This is a genomic window from Trinickia soli (assembly GCF_002879855.1).
In the GTDB taxonomy this organism is placed as follows: domain Bacteria; phylum Pseudomonadota; class Gammaproteobacteria; order Burkholderiales; family Burkholderiaceae; genus Trinickia; species Trinickia soli.
The window spans coordinates 183,430-201,600 of sequence record NZ_PNYB01000003.1 but is presented as its reverse complement, the minus strand read 5'-3'; the positions used below and the strand labels follow the sequence as shown (position 1 = coordinate 201,600).

The following is an 18,171-nucleotide window of genomic DNA, read 5'->3' as shown; positions in this document are numbered from 1 at the left end:
GCTCGGCTCGTGCGCGTTCAATGCAATGGGGACTCCGCTCCGCCTGCAGGAAGCGGTTGAGCGGGCACTTTGCAAAAACCCGAAGACGCGCGAAGCCTGGGCTGATGTGAAGGCCGCCGCGGCCGCTGTCGGCAAGGGGCGCTCGGCGTATCTGCCGCAGGTCACAGGTAACTGGCAAGGCACGCGCGATGAGACGAAAGAAGGCATCAGCGGATTTCCGCAGTTCGATTCGACTTATCGAAATAGCGTGCTCCGCAATGAAAGCATTTCGCTGAGCTGGGTGCTTTACGACTTCGGCGGCCGCAAAGCCGCCCTCGCCAATGCGAACGCGTTGTTGGCTGCGGCGCGCGCGACCGAAAATGCGACGCTGCAAGCGGTATTCGCGACCGTCGCCAGAGACTACTACGCGGCGCAAGCGGCGCAAGGCGCATTCATCACGGCGAAGGAAGTCGAAGCAACCTCCGCTGCCAGCCTGAAAGCGGCGACGATGCGCGTCGATCATGGCGCGGCGCCGATCAGCGATCAACTGCAGGCGCAGACATCGTGGGCGAATGCTGTGGTCGAGAGGACCAAAGCCGAGCGCGATTGGCAAACCGCGCTCGGGACGCTCGCGGCGGATATGAGCGTCGAGCCGTATGCATCGCTCGCTTTGCCGGACGTAGCGGACGGCGTGGCGCCCGATGCGCAGTTCGATGAATCGGTGGCCGATTTGATCAATGACGCCAAGCGGTTTCATCCTAGCGTGGCGGCCGCCGAAGCGGAGCTTGAGGCCGCACAGGCGAAAGTGCGGCAAACGAGGGCCGAGGGTCTGCCCAAGGTCAGCTTCGTCGCCAAATACAGTTGGAACAATCAGCCGACGTCGCTGCAACTCGGCGTGCCGCAAACACCGGCAGCAACGCGCGAATGGTATCTCGGCATTCAGGTGACGATCCCGTTCTTCGAAGGGTTTGGGCGCGCCTATGACATTCATCAGGCGCAGGCCGAGGCGGAAAAGCAGGGTGACATGCTTGAAGAGGCCAGACAGCAGGTCGGCCTCGATGTGTGGACGAGTTATCAAGCGCTGCAGGCCGCCGGCAAAAACGTGGCGAACAGCGCGACGTTGCTCGATGTGGCACAGAAGTCGTACGCCGCAGCGCAGCGGCGCTATGAGATCGGCGTCGGCGGCATTCTCGAGCTGCTCAACGCGCAATCATCGCTCGCTGGGGCGAAGCGGCAACGGATTGGCGCGCTCACGGATTGGCGCTCGGAACGGTTGCAGTTGGCTGCGAAGCTGGGCAAGTTGGGGATGTGGAATCTTTTGCCCGATCATTGATAGGGATGGCAATATACGAATCGCTCGCAACAATTAGCGTTTATATAAAAACGCTCAGCGATTAAAGTTAATGGTTTGCGCAAAATTTAATGGTGAATTTCAATGACTTGTTTCGAAAAAAAGCATATTAGCTGGTTTATCGCTTTCAAAATATTATTGATCGGTAAGGCGCCGGCAATCGGAAGATACCCTCAATGGAAATCGACCGTCCTGGTATGTGCCATAGCGGTTCCGATTGGCCTCGGGCCTGTTAGCTGGAAACAAATCGCAACCGTGTCCGGGGGAGTTCCACCTCAAGTGCCGCTTATCCGCGCAACCGGGACGTTCGTCCAAGTGACCCGCGGTCAGGCTTCTTACGTCTCGCTCGTGACCGATGACGGGCATGCTTACAACATGGAGCGCGGTACAACGCTTCGTCACGATATCGATATGTTACAGGGAGACCCTGCACCGCGCGTCTACGTCGAAGGGTTTTTGCGCGAGGATGGGCGAGGATATTTCTGGCCCACTCTGATAAAGGCGCCCGACGGCCGTTTGCTCCTGACGCCGGAGCGGTCAATGCTTAAACTTCGATCGATGATTAAATCGATGCGTCGGTTGTCGATTTTTTTTGCTGTTCTGACTGCTGCGATTTGGATTATTTCAATTTATTTCTTGTTTGAAGTTAAGCGCAATCTATCTGTAGAGGTTTGATTATGGCGGGGGTAATAACAATCGCACAAGCATTGGAAGATCTTTTTCTGCAGGCCGTTGGTACATCGACAGGTACGACAGATGCATTTAATTCGATTAATGTTGCGGTTAATACGTCGGGTACACAGAAGATTTTGAATGGAGTAAATGGTGCCGCCGGCCTGACGGGAGTTGGAGCAACCACCGTGCAGACGCTGCAACAGTTTGCGGGGAGCTCTCCCGAGGCTGCTGCCCTCGTTAAAAAAATAGGGCTCGGAGCTGGAGTGGTTGGGCTCGCGGCCGATCTAGGGACACTGGCTGGCCAAGCTAACACCCCTGGCGGATTTCAAAACAATACGCTACTGAGCACCGTAAGCAGCGTTTTGAGTCTCGAGGCAATGAGGACCCCAGAAGGCTCGGTTGCGGCTGCCATTGGGTTGAGTGTGGCTGCGGCCGCATTCCTGGTCGCAGGGGTAGCGACAAAGGATAGCAGCACGTTTGCGGATACGATTACGTCGATTCGAAATCTAGTCAATTCTTACTACAACAATTTGCCCTCCGATCAGCAGGCCAGTTTTGCGAGCAGCTTTGTAACCAACGTACAGACTGTTTTGAACGGCGGCATGGTCGTTCCGGCTCTTGATAGCGATGGGCTGATCTCTGGTTATTCGTTGCAAGTTCCCGAAGCGGTTGCGACGCAAATGGATGGTAGTACGCTTTATTCCTTTGCTTCGGGCGTCACTTATAGTCAGGGCGCAACGACCGCGACCGGACTGCTAGATTCGTCGGCGAACGGAGGAGAAAACGTATGGACGTTCCCTGCGGTAGGCGGTGGTAGCTCGACTCAAATGACGATTTACCCAGACGGTAGCGATTCCGCCAGGTTCACAGATTCTCAGAACAATGCCGTGGCCGAAGTGTACATTGCTGGTTCATCTGAAGCTTATACGGTCAAGCCCACCGATTCGACGAGCGGAAGTGAGTTCGTCTGCACAGCTGGAAGCAACGATTTGATTAACGCGGCATCGGGCACCTTTATCAGTCTCCAAGGAAATAACAGCACAGCGAATACGTCTGGAAGTTGCATCAATGTATCGGGCGGAGTGTCCGCGGCTGTCATCGGTTCGAACGATGTGGTCAATGGCCAGTCAGGCGACACGATTTCAATCAACGGGCAAACCGACACGATCGATGCTTCGGGTGACACTGTCGCGCTGTATCAAGGCGCGTCCACGACGGTGAACGGCTCGAACGACGTGATTGACGGTCAGTCGAACGACACGGTCTCCATCAACGGACAGTCGAATACGACGAACGGCTCGGGCGACTCTATCGACCTGTACAGCAACGCGTCGGTGACCGTGAACGGTTCGAGCGATGTGGTCAACGGCCAGTCGGGCGACACCATTTCAGTCAACGGACAATTGGACACGATCGACGCATCGGGCGACACGCTCTCGCTCTATCAAAACGCGTCGATTACGGCAAACGGATCGAACGATGTGATCGATGGCCAATCGGGCGACACCATTTCAGTCAACGGACAATTGGACACAATCGACGCATCGGGCGACACGCTCTCGCTCTATCAAAACGCGTCGATTACCGCAAACGGATCGAACGATGTGATCGACGGCCAGTCGGGCGACACGATTTCGGTCAACGGCCAGTACGACACGGCCTTGGGAGCGAGCGAGAACATCTATCTCTACGGCAATTCGTCGCTGACCGTCAACGGTTCGAGCGATCTGGTCAGTGGCCAATCGGGCGACACGATCTCGATCAATGGCCAAACGGACACAGTCGACGCATCGGGCGACACGCTCTCGCTCTATCAAAATGCGTCGATCACGGCAAACGGATCGAACGATGTGATCGACGGCCAGTCGGGCGACACGATTTCGGTCAACGGCCAGTACGACACAGCATATGGATCGAGCGACAACATCTTCCTCTATGGCAACTCGTCGATAAGCGTGAACGGCTCGAGCGACGTGGTCAACGGGCAATCGGGCGACACGATCTCGATCAACGGCCAAACGGACACAGTCGATGCATCGGGGGACACGCTCTCGCTCTATCAAAACGCGTCGATCACGGCAAACGGATCGAACGATGTGATCGACGGCCAGTCGGGCGACACGATTTCGGTCAACGGCCAGTGCGACACGGCCTTGGGATCGAGCGAGAACATCTATCTCTACGGCAATTCGTCGCTGACCGTCAACGGTTCGAGCGACGTGGTCAACGGCCAATCGAGCGACACGATATCGATCAATGGGCAATCGGACACGATCGACGCATCGGGCGACACGCTTTCGCTCTATCAAAATACGTCGATCACGGCAAACGGATCGAACGATGTGATCGACGGCCAGTCGGGCGACACGATCTCGGTCAACGGCCAGTACGATACAGCCTTGGGATCGAGCGAGAACATCTATCTCTACGGCAATTCGTCGCTGACCGTCAACGGCTCTAGCGACGTGGTCGACGGGCAATCGGGCGACACGATCTCGGTCAACGGACAATCGGACACAATCGATGGATCGGGCGACGCCGTCTCCCTGTATCAGGATGCGTCGATCACGGTGAACGGATCGAATGATGTGCTCGACGGGCAATCGGGCGACACTATTTCGATCAACGGTCAGTCCGATACGACGTATGGATCGAACGAAAATGTCTATCTGTACAGTGACGCGTCGATGACCGTGGAGGGTTCTAACGATGTGATTTACGGCGAATCAGGTGACACGATAACGGTGGACGGTGCTTCGGATACCGTCGATGCAACGAGCAGCGCTATCGATCTTTTAGGCGACGCGACCTGTACTGTCGACGGCTCGGGCGATGAAATCAATGCCGCAGACGGCGATCATATCTCGATCAGCGGCAGTGGCGACATGTTGAATGGCACGGCGGTCACTGACGGCGACACATATTTTGTTGATACAAGCGGTGGTATCAGCCTTTACGACGATACCGGAAGCGGCTCGGCCGGGGGCAGCACCGATCCAACGGGCAGCACGGACCCAACGGGAAGCACAGACCCAACGGGAAGCACAGACCCAACGGGAAGCACAGACCCAACGGGAAGCACAGACCCAACGGGAAGCACAGACCCAACGGGAAGCACGGACCCAACGGGAGGTTTCGACCCGACCGGAGGCACCGTCGGTGGCAATGACGACGAAATATCGTTTGCACAGCTTGCGCCCGGTGAGCCGCACACCCTGAGTACGGCCGATCGGCCGTTTGTCTCGACAGCGTCGGCCGCGTCGTCTGCTTCGGGCGTCATCGATTATCAACTGCAACTTCTCATCTCGGCCATGGCGGCTTTCGATGTCGGCGCGATGGGCGATCTCACCGTGGCAAGCGCCGAGTCCCGGGAGGAATTGCTGTTAGCCGCTGCCGCGCACTGACCCGCACGACAAATCGCGAACGAGCAAGCAGGCGTCCCGAGTGCAACCGACCCCCGAAGCGGCTACTGCATCCCGGGACGACCCGCGACCCCTACGCAAACCCCCGCGGATTCATCTCCTGCCAGCGCCAATGATCCGCGCACATCCGTTCCAATCCATACTGCGCACGCCAGCCCAGTAGCTTCTCGGCGGCGTCGATATTGGCATAGCACTCGGCCACGTCACCGGGCCGTGGCGCCACGATCTCATACGGCACCTTCTTACCCGACGCTGCTTCAAACGCACGCACGACTTCGAGTACCGAATACCCGCGCCCGGTCCCCAGATTGACGACAAGGCTGGCATCGCGCGAACCGAGCGCATCGAGCGCTGCCGTGTGTCCGCGCGCCAGATCGACGACGTGAATGTAGTCACGCACGCCCGTGCCGTCCGGCGTGGCGTAATCGCCGCCAAACACCCGCAGCTTCTCGAGCTTCCCCACCGCAACCTGCGCCACATACGGCATCAGATTATTCGGCACACCCGCTGGATCCTCCCCGATGAGCCCGCTCTCATGCGCGCCGACCGGATTGAAATAACGCAGTGTCGCGATGCGCCAACTCGGGTCGGCGCGCTCGACATCGCGCAATATCTGCTCGGCGATGACCTTCGATTGCCCATAGGGATTCGTTGCCGAAAGCGGAAACGATTCGTCGACAGGTGAGCGCTCCGGCATGCCGTAGACGGTCGCCGACGAACTGAAGATGAACTTCTTGATGTCTCGTTCCCGCATGGCGTCCAACAGGACGAGCAAGCTGTCCAGGTTGTTGCGGTAGTACGCAATCGGCCGAGCGACGGACTCTCCGACCGACTTGAGCGCCGCGAAATGCATCGCCGCGCCGATAGGATGCGCATCGAACACCTTCGCGAGTGCGGCTTCGTCGCGCACGTCGATGTCATAGAACGGCACTTCACGGCCGACGATCTGCTCGACGCGGCGCACGGCTTCGCGTTTGCTGTTGACGAGATTGTCGACGATGACGACTTCGTAGCCCTTCGCCATCAATTCGACCACCGTATGCGAGCCGACGAAGCCCGCGCCCCCTGTGACGAGAATCGTTTCTCGCCGTTGAACCGCTGTTGTCATCGTTGTTCTCCCATCGCTGCGCCCGGCACCACGCGCCGATCAAATACGCTCGAGCCCGTCAGCGCGTGCATCGTCTGTCGATAGCGTTCGACGACGAGCGCTTCGTCGAACTCCGCCGTCACTTTCTCGCGCCCGCGCAGCCCCATCGCGCGGCGCTCGTCTTCGCTCATCTCGATCACTTGCGCAAGCTTGGCAGCAAGGTTGCCCGCGTTCTTCGCCTCGCACAAGAGGCCCGTGACGTTATCGGTCACCACTTCCCGGCACCCGGGCACATTCGTCGCGACGATAGGCCGGCCCATCGCCGATGCTTCCATCAACGTGCGGGGCACGCCTTCCCGATACGACGGCAGCACGACGCAGTCGGCATTGGCGATGACCGGCCGAACATCATGCGCCTCCCCGAGATACTCGACGATACCCTCCTTGCGCCACCCATCGACATCGGCTTGAGTGATCGCGCTCGGGTTATCGACGCCGACCGGCCCCAGCAATTGGAAGCGCGCTTGCGGATACTGCGCAAGCAGCATGCGCGCCGCCTCAACGTATTCGCCGACACCTTTGTCCCACAGCAAGCGTCCGATCAGAACAAACGTGCAAGCCTTCGCGTGCGATAGCCGAGGTAACGGCGGCAAAGGCGTCAGCGCGAAATAATCGACATCGACACCTTCTCCGTGCAACAGCTTCGCCCGTTCAGGGTGCGCCAGCAGCTTTTCATTCAAAAACGCGTCATGATCGTCGCGATTGAGAAACCAGACTTCACGCGGAAAGCGGAACGCGAGCCGATAGAGCGCCTTGGCCACTTGCGCCGCACGGCTTTTTTGAATGAAGACGTAGCCGAGGCCCGTCGTGACGGCGATCGACGGCACGCGCGCGAGCCATGCGGCGACCGAGCCGTAGATATTCGGCTTGATCGTGTAATGAAACACGACGCTCGGCCGTATCGTTCGATAGTGCCGGTAAAGCGCAGCAAGCGTTCTCAGGTCGTCGAGCGGGTTCGTGCCTTTCGAGGCGACCGGCAGTTCGATGCAGTGGCAGCCCATCTGTTCGAGCAGCGGGAACGTGCGATCGCGCGGCGCGAGCACGACTACCCGCACGCCCCGTGCGACGAGCATGCGAATGACGCCTTGCCGATAGGTGTAGATGGCGAACCCGGTATTGCAGACGAGGCAAACCGTAAGCGGTGCGGTTCGTTCAGGCAGGGTGCGCGACGATGGCTTCATGGTGTGTTGCAAAAGATCAGGCGATCGGCCAGTCAGGCGGCGTGCGTGGCAAACAACGCGCGCTTCATCGTTCTGAGCGCCGAGTACGGCGTCACGAGATGCAGCAGATTCTTCGCAAGACCGAACCAGTCATAGACGTTCGCGACATTGAAATAGCGCCATTGCAGCTTCAATGTCGACACGATCTGACGCCGCCGCTTCGTCGCGCTGATGCCGCCTTCGTTCAGTTCGTAGTAAAGCCCGAGCTCGGGCAGGTTGGCGCAATCGTAACGCTCCATCAACCGCAGGAACAAATCGAGATCCTCGGCCGCGCGATAGGCCACGCGGTAATTGCCGACTGCGCGCACGGCATCGACGCGCAGCATCATCGCCGGATGCACGAGCGATGCGCGGAAAAACCGCAATCGTCGCACAGCGTCAGGTTCAGTGGGCGTGCGCAGCATGAACAGCGGCGCGCCTTCGCGCGAGACGACCTGGGTCCACATGCCGAGCCCTGCCACATTCGGATGCGCTTCGAGATAGGCACGCTGCTTGGCAAGGCGGCCCGGAGCCGCCAGATCGCCGGCATCGATCCGGGCGGCGTAACGATAGCCGCGTGCCGCAAGCGCTTCGATGCCGGCCTGCAACGCACGCTCGATGCCGCCGTTTTGCGGCATGCGCACGACTTCGATGTCCATGTTCGGCAGTGTCGGGGCGACGATGGGCGGCGTGCTGCCGTCGTCGACGATCACGACGTGGATGCGCGCGGCTTCGGCAAACGAAGCGAGCGTGCGCTCGACATCGGCTTGGCCGTTGTAGGCCGGCATCAGCACGGCGACATCGCCGAGCGTGTCTTGCGGCGTCAAGCCGGAGGAGGGCGTCGTCATGGGCGCAGCTTGAGGCGAATGTAGTAAAGGTTGACCGCGACAGCCGCGCAGTAGCCGGCCGCCAGACCGACGAGGGCGCCGTAGGCGCCAATGCGCGGAATCGCAAGCAGGTTCACGACAAAAGCGACCGCCAACGCGAGCAGCCATTTCGTTAGGAGAACGAACTTTGCCTGGTACTTGAGCAGCACAAGATTGCCGATCGCCTCGACGCCGGCAGGCACCGATAGCCAGACGCACCAGCGGAAGATCGGGATGGCGTCGGCGAAGTTCGGTCCGAACACGCGCGTAATGATGATCGAGCCCAATGCATCGAGCACGAGCGCACCGCCGATCATCAAGGCGGCGGCGAACAGCATCAGCCGCGCGACGTTGCGCATGACCTGCGCACGCTCCTGCACACGATAGACGAACGCCGGTGCGATCGTTTGCGCCAGCATGAGCGCAAGCGCAATCCAGTTCTCGTTGATTTGCTGCGCGGCCGAATACCGACCGAGGTCAGCGAACGAGATTGCGCGCTCGAGCATGAGCCGGTCGAGCTTCAAGAACAGATACATGCAGATGAGGCCGACCCAGAACACGGCGCCGGCACTCGCGAAATGGCGCAACAGCGCAGGCTCGACGCGCCAGCCGAGCCTGCCGCCGTGACGGCGCGCGTAATAGATCAGCAGCACGACGCCGATGACGGCCGCTTCGAGCGCCCAGAGCCATGCAAAGCGCGGCGCGGTCACGGCCATGCGCACGAACAGGTAGACGAGCGCAAGTTTGCCCAACGCCGTCATCATGCTCGTGACGAGTTGCGGCTTGCTGTAGGTCAGGCTCTGCAGCCATGAATTGACGACACCGATGAACGGCTCGCGAAACAACATGGTGACCGCAAGCGCGGCCAGCATCGCCCCGACGATGGGGTCGGTCAGCCCCGCGGCGACGCCGGCCCAGGTCGCGGCCAATGCGAGCGCGGAGACGGTCAATCGTAAGACGAAGGCGCTGCCGAGCACGGCGCCCAGATCGGATTCGCCGCGACGAACGATCGTCGGCACGAGAATCTCAGCGCCGCAGACCCACGTAATCGGTGCGAGCACGAGCAGCAATGTGTTCGCGTATTGCCATTTGCCGAAGACTTCCGGGCCGAAGTAACGGGCGAGCAGACCCGCGATGGCGATGGCCACCACGATTTGCGTGAGCCGCTCGAGCCCGAGCCAGACGATGTTCGCGGCGGCCTTCGCGATATCGGGGTGGGCGATGCGCCTCAGCATGTAACGAAAGGTAAAGCAGGAAACGAAAACGAAAAAGAAAAGGACAACGGCAGGGAATTTGCTCGCGCTCCGTGCATCTGCGCTGAAATGGCGCGCTTTTCGGCCTTCATCTCGTACGGCCGGACCGCGAAAGAGCATATGCGCATTAAAATGGGCGCGAGCCGCGCCGGTGGAAAAACCGCAATTATAAGTGGGTTGCCGGCGCCCGCACCTTTTCCAATCGCAGCCAAAAGAGAGTGTTCAATGATCTCCCAATCCATCTTCAAGGCGTACGACATCCGAGGTGTCGTCGGCAAAACGCTCGATGAGGACGTCGCACGGCTGGTCGGCAGAGCGTTCGGCAGCGAAGTGCGCGCACAAGGCGGCGATGCGGTTGTCGTCGCGCGCGACGGGCGGCTGTCCGGCCCTGCGCTGATCGAGGCGCTCGCGCAGGGCTTGCGCGCAGCGGGCGTCGATGTCGTCGATATCGGTATGGTGCCGACTCCGGTCGGCTACTTCGCGGCCAGCGTACCGCTTGCCCTCAAAGGCGGCGAGCGCCGCGTCGATTCGTGCATCGTCGTGACGGGCAGCCACAATCCGCCCGACTACAACGGCTTCAAGATGGTGTTGCGCAGCGCGGCGATCTACGGCGAGCAGATCCAGGCGCTCTACCGCCGCATTCAGAACGACGACTTTGCGAGCGGCAGCGGCAGCTACGAGCAATACGATATCGCCGACAAGTACATCGAGCGCATCGTCAGCGACGTCAAGCTCGCGCGCCCGATGAAGATCGTCGTCGACGCCGGCAACGGTGTGGCCGGCGCGCTCGGTCCGCGTCTGTTCAAGGCGCTCGGCTGCGAGCTCGTCGAACTCTTCACCGAAATCGACGGCAACTTCCCGAATCACCATCCCGACCCGGCCCATCCCGAGAATCTGCAGGACGTCATCCGCGCGTTGAAGGAAACCGATGCCGAAATCGGCTTTGCGTTCGACGGCGACGGCGACCGGCTCGGCGTCGTCACGAAAGACGGGCAGATCATCTACCCCGACCGTCAGCTCATGTTGTTCGCGCAGGAAGTGCTATCGCGCAACCCGGGCGCGCAGATCATCTACGACGTCAAATGCACGCGCAATCTGGCGAAGTGGGTCCGCGCCCAGGGCGGCGATCCGGTCATGTGGAAGACGGGGCATTCGCTCGTCAAAGCCAAGCTGCGCGAGACGGGGGCGCCGCTCGCGGGCGAGATGAGCGGTCACGTCTTCTTCAAAGACCGCTGGTACGGCTTCGACGACGGCCTCTATACGGGCGCGCGGCTGCTCGAATTGCTGGCTCGCGTGCAAGACCCGAGCAAGGTGCTCAACGATTTGCCGAACTCGCTCTCGACGCCGGAGCTTCAGTTGAAGCTCGAGGAAGGCGAGAACTTCGAGTTGATCGGCCGCTTGCAGAAGGAAGCGCGCTTTACGGGCGCCGACGAAGTCATCACGATCGACGGCCTGCGCGTCGAATATCCCGATGGCTTCGGGCTCGCGCGTTCATCGAATACGACGCCCGTGGTCGTGCTGCGTTTCGAAGCCGATAGCGCCGACGCGCTCGCGCGCATTCAGAACGATTTCCGCCGTGTGATCGTGGCCGCAAAGCCCGACGCGAAGCTGCCGTTCTGAGGATGCGGGCAGCAGGGCCGGGCGCCTTCGCTCAGCCCTGCAGGCAGCCCTTTGTAGCAACCTTTCGAAACGCCTGGCTCCCGGCAGTCGCTGGCGTTACTGCGAAGCGGCCTGAGCCGGCTCAGGCTGTGCGATCGACGGCTGCACCGCGGTCGGCGTCGGGTTCGTGGGCGCAGCAGGCAAAGCCGGCGTCCCAGGCAAAGCCGGCGTTGCGGACGAAGCCGGCAGCGCCGGCGCTGGGGTCACAGCCGGCGCGGCGGCAATGATGGGCGGCGGCGACCCCGGCAGAATCGTCGTGGTCACCGGCGCGATTGGCACGGGCGCGGTCTTGATGAGCGTCCCCACATAGTGGCCGACGGATTCGAAGAAGCGATCGTAGAACGCATTCGATTGAATCGTTTCGCTCGATACTTTCACCATCGCGTCGCTGTTGGAGCGGATCGGCAACGAGACCGAGCCGAGCAGGCTCAAGCCCACGCTGGCCGAGGTGTCGCTCTTTTTCAGCGCATAGCCGCTTTGGATCGCGTTCGCATAGACGATGCTCGTGCCGTCGGCGTCTTCGCCCGGCGTGCAGACCACATGAAATTCCACCGTGATGTGCGAGTCGCCGTTGGGTTGGAAATCCTTGGTGGCATCGATGCGATCGGAACCGCTCAGCGTCGTCAGATAACCCTGGTTGAGCAGCGCGCGCCGGGCGGCTTCGCAAGCGTCGTTGCTGCCGACGTTGTAGTTGTGCGAGAACGGGCTCGCGCCCGAATCGAAGAGCTCTTGCTGAAATTTCGGTTGCGGCGCGCTCGAACATGCGGCGAAAACGGTGAGCGCTGCGAACGTTGCAAACGAAAGAGCCACGCGGGCAGGGCGGAACGAACTGGACATGATGCGTCGAAAAGTGCTGCGCACGGCAAGCGGTTGGTTCGGACGACAAGCATTGTAGTGCCTTCGACGAATCGAGCATGAAACACTCGCCAATGCAATCGCGACATCATATCGCGCCGCATCAACCCTGCCGCAAGCGAAAAAACCGTGCCCGGGCGCGGTAGAATGCGTGCCCTTCAGGCAGCGCGCGGCGCAGGCGGTCGCGATGGCCTGCCGGGCCTGCCCACGGAATACCTTTCTTTTTACTTTCAGCGTGCAAAAGATACTGCTGGTTCGCGTGTCGTCGCTCGGTGACGTGGTCCACAACATGCCGGCCATCGCCGACATTCGGCGCCTCTACCCCGACGCGCAAATCGATTGGCTCGTCGAAGAGAGCTTCGTCGAGCTGGTCACGCTCGTCGCGGGCGTGCGCCGGGCCATTCCGTTTGCACTGCGGCGCTGGCGCAAACGCATACTCTCGCCCTCGACGTGGCGTGAGATCAAGGCTTTCCGCCGCGCGCTCGCCGCCGAGCGCTACGACCTCGTGATCGACTGCCAGGGGCTCATCAAGACGGCCTGGGTGGCAAGCTGGGCGCGCGGGCCGCTCGTGGGCCTCGGCAATCGCACCGACGGCGCCGGCTATGAATGGCCCGTACGCTTCTTCTACAGCCGACGGGTCCCGATCGCGCCACGCACGCATGTGGTCGAGCGCACGCGGCAACTCGTCGCGCAAGCGATCGGCGCCCCGGCGCCGCAACCGCTCGACGAAATCGACTTCGGGCTCGACACGTCGCGCGCCGCACGCGCATTGGCCGAAACGGGGTTGAATCTGCCCGTTCCCTATGTCGTCTTCGTGCATGCCACTTCGCGCGCGGACAAACAGTGGCCCGATGCGTCGTGGATCGAGCTCGGCCGCGCCCTCGTCGCGCGCGGCGCGTCGCTCGTGTTGCCGTGGGGCAGCGACGCCGAACGGGCGACGAGCGAGCGTCTGGCCAAAGAGTTCGGCGCCGCGGCTATCGTGCCGCCGCGCCTGTCGCTGCCGGCCGTCGTGGGGCTGCTCGATGCGGCGGCGGCCACCGTGGGCGTGGATACGGGGCTGGTTCACATCGCCGCGGCGCTCAAGCGTCCCACCGTCGAGTTGTACAATTTCGCGACCGCATGGCGCACGGGCGGCTATTGGTCCCCACGCGTCGTCAATCTCGGCACCGCGGGCGATCCGCCGACGCTGCAGCAAGTGAAGGCCGCGTTGGGCGGATTCGGCTTGCTATAGATGCCGGCGCACCAGGGACCCCACCACGCGACCATGAAAGAATCGCAAATCCTCGAAGTCAATTGCTCGGATTGGGAAGGCTCGGACCTTTCCGTCACGCGCGAAACGCTGCGTGTCGCGCTTGAAACCGGCAAAGTGATTTATTTTCCGAATCTGCGCTTTGCGATCGAAGGCGGCGAAACCGCGCTGCTTGATCCGGCGCTTGCCGATCCCAAGCGCAAGAACATCAGCCTCGATCCGAACGGCGGCGAATTGCGCGGTGTCGCCGGCGACATCGTCACCCAATCGGCCGTGCGCGCGCTCGTGGCCCGTTATCAAACGCAAGCGCGGGCGCTCGTCGATTTGCTGCTGCCCGAGTATCGCGACGCATTACGCCCCGCGCCAACGAGCCTGCGCCTGTTGCGCGTGGAGACGCGCCATACGTCATGGCGCAAGGACGACAGCCGTTTGCACGTCGATGCGTTTCCTTCGCGGCCCAATCGCGGCGAGCGGATCCTGCGTGTGTTCGCCAACGTGAACCCGCACGGCGAGCCGCGCGTCTGGCGTGTCGGCGAGCCGTTCGAGCAGATGGCTCGGCGTTTCCTGCCGAAGATCAAGCGCCAGATGCCGGGTTCGGCCTGGCTCCTCAAGACGCTGCACATCACCAAATCGACGCGCAGCGCCTACGATCATCTGATGCTCCATCTTCACGACGGCATGAAGGCGGACCTCGACTATCAGAAGACCTGCCCGCAAGTGACGATGCCGTTCCCGCCGGGCAGCGTCTGGATCTGCTTCTCCGATCAAACCTCGCATGCCGCCATGTCGGGGCAATACATGCTGGAGCAGACATTCTTTCTGCCCGTGCGCGCAATGGTTCAGCCCGAATGCGCGCCGCTCGGCATTCTCGAGCGGCTCGAAGGCCGCGCGCTGATATGACGACGCTGGGTGACTGCCGGTCCCTGGTTGCCTTTGGCCGGAAGGCGGGCCGCGCCGACGCGCGAGCGATGGCGTGCGCGCAACCCGCCGTCATCGTGGGAATGGCATGTTGAGGGCGATCTATCGTGCCCTATGGTGGCTGATCGCGCCGCTCGCCGTCTTGCGGCTCTTGATCCGCTCGCGTCGCGAACGCGGGTATCGCGAGCATATCGGCGAGCGTTTTGGCCATGCGCGCGGGCGCGTGCCCGACGACAGCGCGCCGCTGATCTGGGTGCATGCCGTGTCGGTGGGCGAGACACGTGCGGCCGAGCCCTTGATCACGGCGTTGATGAAGGCGCGGCCCGACGCGCGATTACTCGTGACGCACATGACGCCGAACGGGCGTGCAACGAGCGTGCAGCTGTTCGGCGATCGCGTGTTGCGTTGCTACATCCCCTATGATCTGCCGCGCGCCGTGCGGCGCTTTCTGCGCGCTTGGCGGCCGTCGCTCGGCATCATCATGGAAACGGAGGTATGGCCGACGCTGATCGACGAGTGCCGTGTCGCCGACGTGCCGCTGGTGCTGACGAATGCCCGCATGTCTGCTCGCTCGTTCAAGCGTGCCGCGCGCTTCGGCTCGGCCGCGCGCGAGGTGTTCGGCGGCTTTACGCGTGTGCTCGCGCAAAGCCCGTCGGATGCCGAGCGGCTGACCGCGCTCGGTGCGCGCAACGTGGCCGTGCTCGGCAACCTGAAGTTCGATATGGCGACGCCGCCCGAACTTGTCGCCCGGGGCCGGGCGTGGCGCGAGGCGATCGGCGCGCGGCCCGTCTGGGTGGCCGCGAGCACGCGCGAAGGCGAGGAAGCGCTGGTGCTCGACGCGTTCGCAGCGCTCGCCACCGAAGACGCACTGCTGATTCTCGTGCCGCGCCATCCTCAACGGTTCGACGAAGTCGCCATGCTGGCCGAGCGGCGCGGGCTGCGCTGCGTGCGGCGCTCCGCCTGGGGCGGCGCGGCGCTGGCCGCGGCTGCGGCTGCACAGGTGGCCAAAGAGCCGCTGCCGGGCGATGTGACGGTGCTGCTCGGCGATTCCATGGGCGAACTGGGCGCCTACTATGCGGCGTCGGACGTGGCGTTCATCGGCGGCAGCCTGTTGCCGCTGGGCGGACAAAACCTCATCGAAGCGTGCGCGGTGGGCGTGCCCGTACTGATCGGCCCGCATGTGTTCAACTTCGCTCAGGCCACGGCTGATGCGGTCGCGGCGGGCGCGGCGGTGCAAGTCGACGATCCGCGCGACCTGGCGCGCGTGCTCGGAGAGCTCTTTGCCGACAAGCCTCGGCGCGTGGCGATGGGGGCCGCGGCGGCAGCTTTCGCGGCGCGCCATCGTGGCGCAACGTCACGCACGGTGGCTGTGCTCGAGGCGTTGCTGCCCCCAAGCGTCGCGTAGGTCGGGGGTGAGGCGTGGGCGCCGAGCGTGCGCCGAACTCGGGTGGGCAGGGGTCCGAGCGCGAGCGCTGCCTTCGACCGCCGGCGCCGCCGATGATTTTGATGCGCAGCCTGGCACTCGCTTCCGATGAATTGAATGTCATCGGTTTGTTTATGGCCCTCTAATCGGCCAATAATCCCTTACGCTCGATAAAGGCAATGATTTCGCGAAGCCCGCTTTGCGTTTTCAAATTGCACATGACGAAGGGCCGTTCGCCCCGCATTGCTTTCGCGTCTGTCGCCATGATGTCCAGGTTGGCGCCGACGTGCGGCGCAAGATCGATCTTGTTGATCACCAGCAGATCGGATTTCGTGATGCCGGGGCCGCCCTTGCGAGGGATTTTCTCGCCGCCCGCGACATCGATGACGTAGATCGTGAGGTCGGACAGCTCGGGGCTGAACGTCGCCGCGAGATTGTCGCCGCCCGATTCGATGAAGACGATGTCGGCATCGGGAAACCGCGTCAGCATGCGATCGACGGCCTCGAGATTGATCGAGGCGTCTTCGCGGATCGCCGTGTGCGGGCAGCCGCCCGTTTCGACGCCCATGATGCGCTCGGGCGCGAGCGCCCCGGCAACCGTCAGCAGCCGCTGGTCTTCCTTCGTGTAAATGTCGTTCGTGATGGCGACGAGGTCGTAGCGGTCCCGCATCGCTTTGCAGAGCATTTCGAGCAGCGTCGTCTTGCCCGAGCCGACCGGACCGCCTACGCCGACGCGCAGCGGCGGCAGTTTCTTCGTCCTCATGGCTTATTGCCTCCCGATTCAGGAAATCCAATCGAATTCGATTTATGAGCGAAACAGGCGCGAATACTGCGCCTCGTGCCGCGCGGAGAAAATGCCGAGCATCGGCGAAAAGGTGTGAATGCGATCGGGCGGCGTGCGCAGCGCCTGCTCGACGGCTTGATCGATGACCGCGCGCGCTGCCATCAAAATGCGTTGTCCCGCCAGTTGGCCGAGCGGGACGGCCTTGATGGCTGCCGCGACCTGGTTTTCGGCCCAGGCGAAGGCATAGCCCGCGAGTGCCGCATCGGGCGCAAGTCCGTGCGCAGCAGCGGCGAAAGCGTAGGCGCTCGGCTGCGATATGGGCGTCAAAGCGGCCAGGATCGCCCGACCTGCTTCGTCGCCCCATTCGAGCGAAAACGCGAGCTGCTTGAGGGACCATCCCATTTGTTCGGTTTCGCGGCGCAGTTCGGCGGCCTCGCGGCTGGCCAGAAACTGCGCGTCCGCGGCGGCGATGGCCGCTGCGTCCTGCGCGTGCCAGCGTGACATTTGATGCGCAATGAGCGGCAGTTCGCCACGTGCGAGGACATGCAGCAACCCATCTTCAACCCAGGTTCGCGTCGTGTCGGCATCGGTGGTCCACTGCGCTTCGATGCTGGCTTCGAGGCCTTGCGAATAGCTGAACGCGCCGATCGGCAGCGCCGGCGACGCGAGATGCAGCAGAGCGGTCAGTTCGGCCACACGCATGCTGTCAATGCCCGTGCGAATGACGATGGTTGTGTGCGCAACTATCTTCTTCGCCGTGGCCGTGATCGTGATCGTGATCGTGACTATGGACGTGGTCCGCGCCGCCGTTCCCGGCGGGCTCTTTTTCATCGCCGTGACGCTGTGCGAACACCTGCTGTGCGAGCGCATAGTCTTCGGCAAACGTGGCATCGTGCCCATGGCGATGGCCGCCGCCGTATGCGCCGGCTTCCGGATGAAACGGCAGGGTCGCGCGCTCGACGTCTACGCCCAACCGGCTCAGCATCGCTTCGAGAACGGCATCGGCTGCAAGTTTCAGATAATCCGCGCCGATCTCCACGGGGGTATGGCGATTGCCGAGGTGGTAGGCCGCCCGCGTGAGCGCGAGCGTGTCGCGCGCGCGTACGACGACCACCGTCTCGGCGGCGGCGACGACGCGCACGAGCGCACCGTCGTCGGCGACGAGGATGTCTGCATCGGCGAGCACGGTGCCGCGCGGCATGACGAGTGCGACTGCTTCGCCCGTATCGAGCGTGGCCGCGAGCCGGCTCTTGCACCGTTCATCGTAGGCAAGCGTCAGGGTAGGCGCGCGTGCAACGAGCGACGCAGCGAGTTTCGCGGGAGGGGCAATACGTTTGTCGATCGTTCGCATCGGAAATATATTCAGGACACCGAAGCATCCGTTACTCAAG

General features: G+C 62.2%; 15 protein-coding genes. 7 read left to right on the top strand and 8 right to left on the bottom strand.

Annotation, left to right across the window (positions count from 1 at the left end; all coding sequences use genetic code 11):
* Positions 1-25 precede the first annotated feature (25 nt).
* From C0Z19_RS05125 to C0Z19_RS28185, 3 genes are all read left to right on the top strand, one after another.
* On the top strand, positions 26-1,312 hold the full coding sequence (locus C0Z19_RS05125) for a TolC family protein (RefSeq protein ID WP_332882203.1): 1,287 nt from the start codon (positions 26-28) through the stop codon (positions 1,310-1,312).
* A 102-nt stretch (positions 1,313-1,414) separates the two neighbouring features.
* Positions 1,415-2,005 (top strand): hypothetical protein, encoded by a 591-nt coding sequence (locus tag C0Z19_RS05120; RefSeq protein WP_146011997.1) that lies wholly within the window; start codon positions 1,415-1,417, stop codon positions 2,003-2,005.
* A gap of 32 nt (positions 2,006-2,037) precedes the next feature.
* Positions 2,038-5,409: a beta strand repeat-containing protein gene (locus C0Z19_RS28185; protein ID WP_158242942.1), complete on the top strand. Its 3,372-nt coding sequence runs from the start codon at positions 2,038-2,040 to the stop codon at positions 5,407-5,409.
* A gap of 91 nt (positions 5,410-5,500) precedes the next feature.
* Here C0Z19_RS28185 and galE read toward each other — a convergent pair whose 3' ends face one another.
* From galE to C0Z19_RS05095, 4 genes are read right to left on the bottom strand one after another with little or no spacing between them, the layout of a single operon-like run.
* The gene (gene galE / locus C0Z19_RS05110; protein ID WP_102608710.1) at positions 5,501-6,535 is read right to left on the bottom strand and encodes a UDP-glucose 4-epimerase GalE; all 1,035 of its coding nucleotides are present in this window, start codon (positions 6,533-6,535) and stop codon (positions 5,501-5,503) included.
* Complete coding sequence (locus C0Z19_RS05105) at positions 6,532-7,755, bottom strand: glycosyltransferase family 4 protein (RefSeq protein WP_102608709.1); 1,224 nt, start codon at positions 7,753-7,755, stop codon at positions 6,532-6,534. The genes galE and C0Z19_RS05105 overlap by 4 nt, the downstream gene beginning before the upstream one ends.
* A gap of 32 nt (positions 7,756-7,787) precedes the next feature.
* The gene (locus C0Z19_RS05100; protein WP_102608708.1) at positions 7,788-8,621 is read right to left on the bottom strand and encodes a glycosyltransferase; all 834 of its coding nucleotides are present in this window, start codon (positions 8,619-8,621) and stop codon (positions 7,788-7,790) included.
* On the bottom strand, positions 8,618-9,874 hold the full coding sequence (locus tag C0Z19_RS05095) for an oligosaccharide flippase family protein (protein WP_102608844.1): 1,257 nt from the start codon (positions 9,872-9,874) through the stop codon (positions 8,618-8,620). Before C0Z19_RS05095 ends, C0Z19_RS05100 begins: the two co-directional genes overlap by 4 nt.
* A gap of 243 nt (positions 9,875-10,117) precedes the next feature.
* Here C0Z19_RS05095 and C0Z19_RS05090 point away from each other — a divergent pair, with 243 nt between their 5' ends.
* Entirely contained in the window at positions 10,118-11,512 is a 1,395-nt protein-coding gene (locus C0Z19_RS05090) for a phosphomannomutase/phosphoglucomutase (RefSeq protein WP_102608707.1), read from the top strand.
* 96 nt (positions 11,513-11,608) lie between these two features.
* Here the strand turns inward: C0Z19_RS05090 and C0Z19_RS05085 are convergent, their stop codons facing one another.
* The gene (locus C0Z19_RS05085) at positions 11,609-12,388 is read right to left on the bottom strand and encodes a DUF2242 domain-containing protein (protein ID WP_102608706.1); all 780 of its coding nucleotides are present in this window, start codon (positions 12,386-12,388) and stop codon (positions 11,609-11,611) included.
* 205 nt (positions 12,389-12,593) lie between these two features.
* Here C0Z19_RS05085 and waaC point away from each other — a divergent pair, with 205 nt between their 5' ends.
* The 3 genes from waaC (at position 12,594) to waaA (ending at position 15,978) form a co-directional block, all read left to right on the top strand.
* Positions 12,594-13,637 carry a lipopolysaccharide heptosyltransferase I gene (waaC, locus tag C0Z19_RS05080; RefSeq protein WP_102608843.1) on the top strand — a complete coding sequence of 348 codons (1,044 nt, stop codon included), beginning with the start codon at positions 12,594-12,596 and terminating at the stop codon, positions 13,635-13,637.
* 33 nt (positions 13,638-13,670) lie between these two features.
* A complete protein-coding gene (kdoO, locus tag C0Z19_RS05075) occupies positions 13,671-14,555 on the top strand; it encodes a Kdo hydroxylase KdoO (RefSeq protein ID WP_102608842.1) in 885 nt (294 codons plus the stop codon).
* Between the two features lie 106 nt (positions 14,556-14,661).
* Positions 14,662-15,978 (top strand): lipid IV(A) 3-deoxy-D-manno-octulosonic acid transferase, encoded by a 1,317-nt coding sequence (gene waaA, locus C0Z19_RS05070; RefSeq protein ID WP_102608705.1) that lies wholly within the window; start codon positions 14,662-14,664, stop codon positions 15,976-15,978.
* Between the two features lie 160 nt (positions 15,979-16,138).
* Here waaA and ureG read toward each other — a convergent pair whose 3' ends face one another.
* Genes ureG through ureE form a run of 3 tightly spaced genes read right to left on the bottom strand, consistent with a single transcriptional unit; the run spans position 16,139 to position 18,131 of the window.
* Entirely contained in the window at positions 16,139-16,759 is a 621-nt protein-coding gene (ureG, locus tag C0Z19_RS05065; RefSeq protein ID WP_102608704.1) for an urease accessory protein UreG, read from the bottom strand.
* A 42-nt stretch (positions 16,760-16,801) separates the two neighbouring features.
* Positions 16,802-17,482: an urease accessory protein UreF gene (locus C0Z19_RS05060; protein WP_102608703.1), complete on the bottom strand. Its 681-nt coding sequence runs from the start codon at positions 17,480-17,482 to the stop codon at positions 16,802-16,804.
* A gap of 4 nt (positions 17,483-17,486) precedes the next feature.
* Positions 17,487-18,131: an urease accessory protein UreE gene (ureE, locus tag C0Z19_RS05055; RefSeq protein WP_102608702.1), complete on the bottom strand. Its 645-nt coding sequence runs from the start codon at positions 18,129-18,131 to the stop codon at positions 17,487-17,489.
* Positions 18,132-18,171 lie beyond the last annotated feature (40 nt).

Coding starts and splice junctions, on each gene's coding strand:
- kdoO (WP_102608842.1), top strand. CDS start 13,671: ATGAAAGAATCGCAAATCCTCGAAGTCAATTGCTCGGATTGGGAAGGC.
- C0Z19_RS05090 (WP_102608707.1), top strand. CDS start 10,118: ATGATCTCCCAATCCATCTTCAAGGCGTACGACATCCGAGGTGTCGTC.
- waaC (WP_102608843.1), top strand. CDS start 12,594: ATGGCCTGCCGGGCCTGCCCACGGAATACCTTTCTTTTTACTTTCAGC.
- C0Z19_RS05060 (WP_102608703.1), bottom strand. CDS start 17,482: ATGCGTGTGGCCGAACTGACCGCTCTGCTGCATCTCGCGTCGCCGGCG.
- C0Z19_RS05085 (WP_102608706.1), bottom strand. CDS start 12,388: ATGTCCAGTTCGTTCCGCCCTGCCCGCGTGGCTCTTTCGTTTGCAACG.
- C0Z19_RS05120 (WP_146011997.1), top strand. CDS start 1,415: ATGACTTGTTTCGAAAAAAAGCATATTAGCTGGTTTATCGCTTTCAAA.
- C0Z19_RS05125 (WP_332882203.1), top strand. CDS start 26: ATGGGGACTCCGCTCCGCCTGCAGGAAGCGGTTGAGCGGGCACTTTGC.
- C0Z19_RS05100 (WP_102608708.1), bottom strand. CDS start 8,621: ATGACGACGCCCTCCTCCGGCTTGACGCCGCAAGACACGCTCGGCGAT.
- ureG (WP_102608704.1), bottom strand. CDS start 16,759: ATGAGGACGAAGAAACTGCCGCCGCTGCGCGTCGGCGTAGGCGGTCCG.
- C0Z19_RS05095 (WP_102608844.1), bottom strand. CDS start 9,874: ATGCTGAGGCGCATCGCCCACCCCGATATCGCGAAGGCCGCCGCGAAC.
- C0Z19_RS05105 (WP_102608709.1), bottom strand. CDS start 7,755: ATGAAGCCATCGTCGCGCACCCTGCCTGAACGAACCGCACCGCTTACG.
- ureE (WP_102608702.1), bottom strand. CDS start 18,131: ATGCGAACGATCGACAAACGTATTGCCCCTCCCGCGAAACTCGCTGCG.
- galE (WP_102608710.1), bottom strand. CDS start 6,535: ATGACAACAGCGGTTCAACGGCGAGAAACGATTCTCGTCACAGGGGGC.
- waaA (WP_102608705.1), top strand. CDS start 14,662: ATGTTGAGGGCGATCTATCGTGCCCTATGGTGGCTGATCGCGCCGCTC.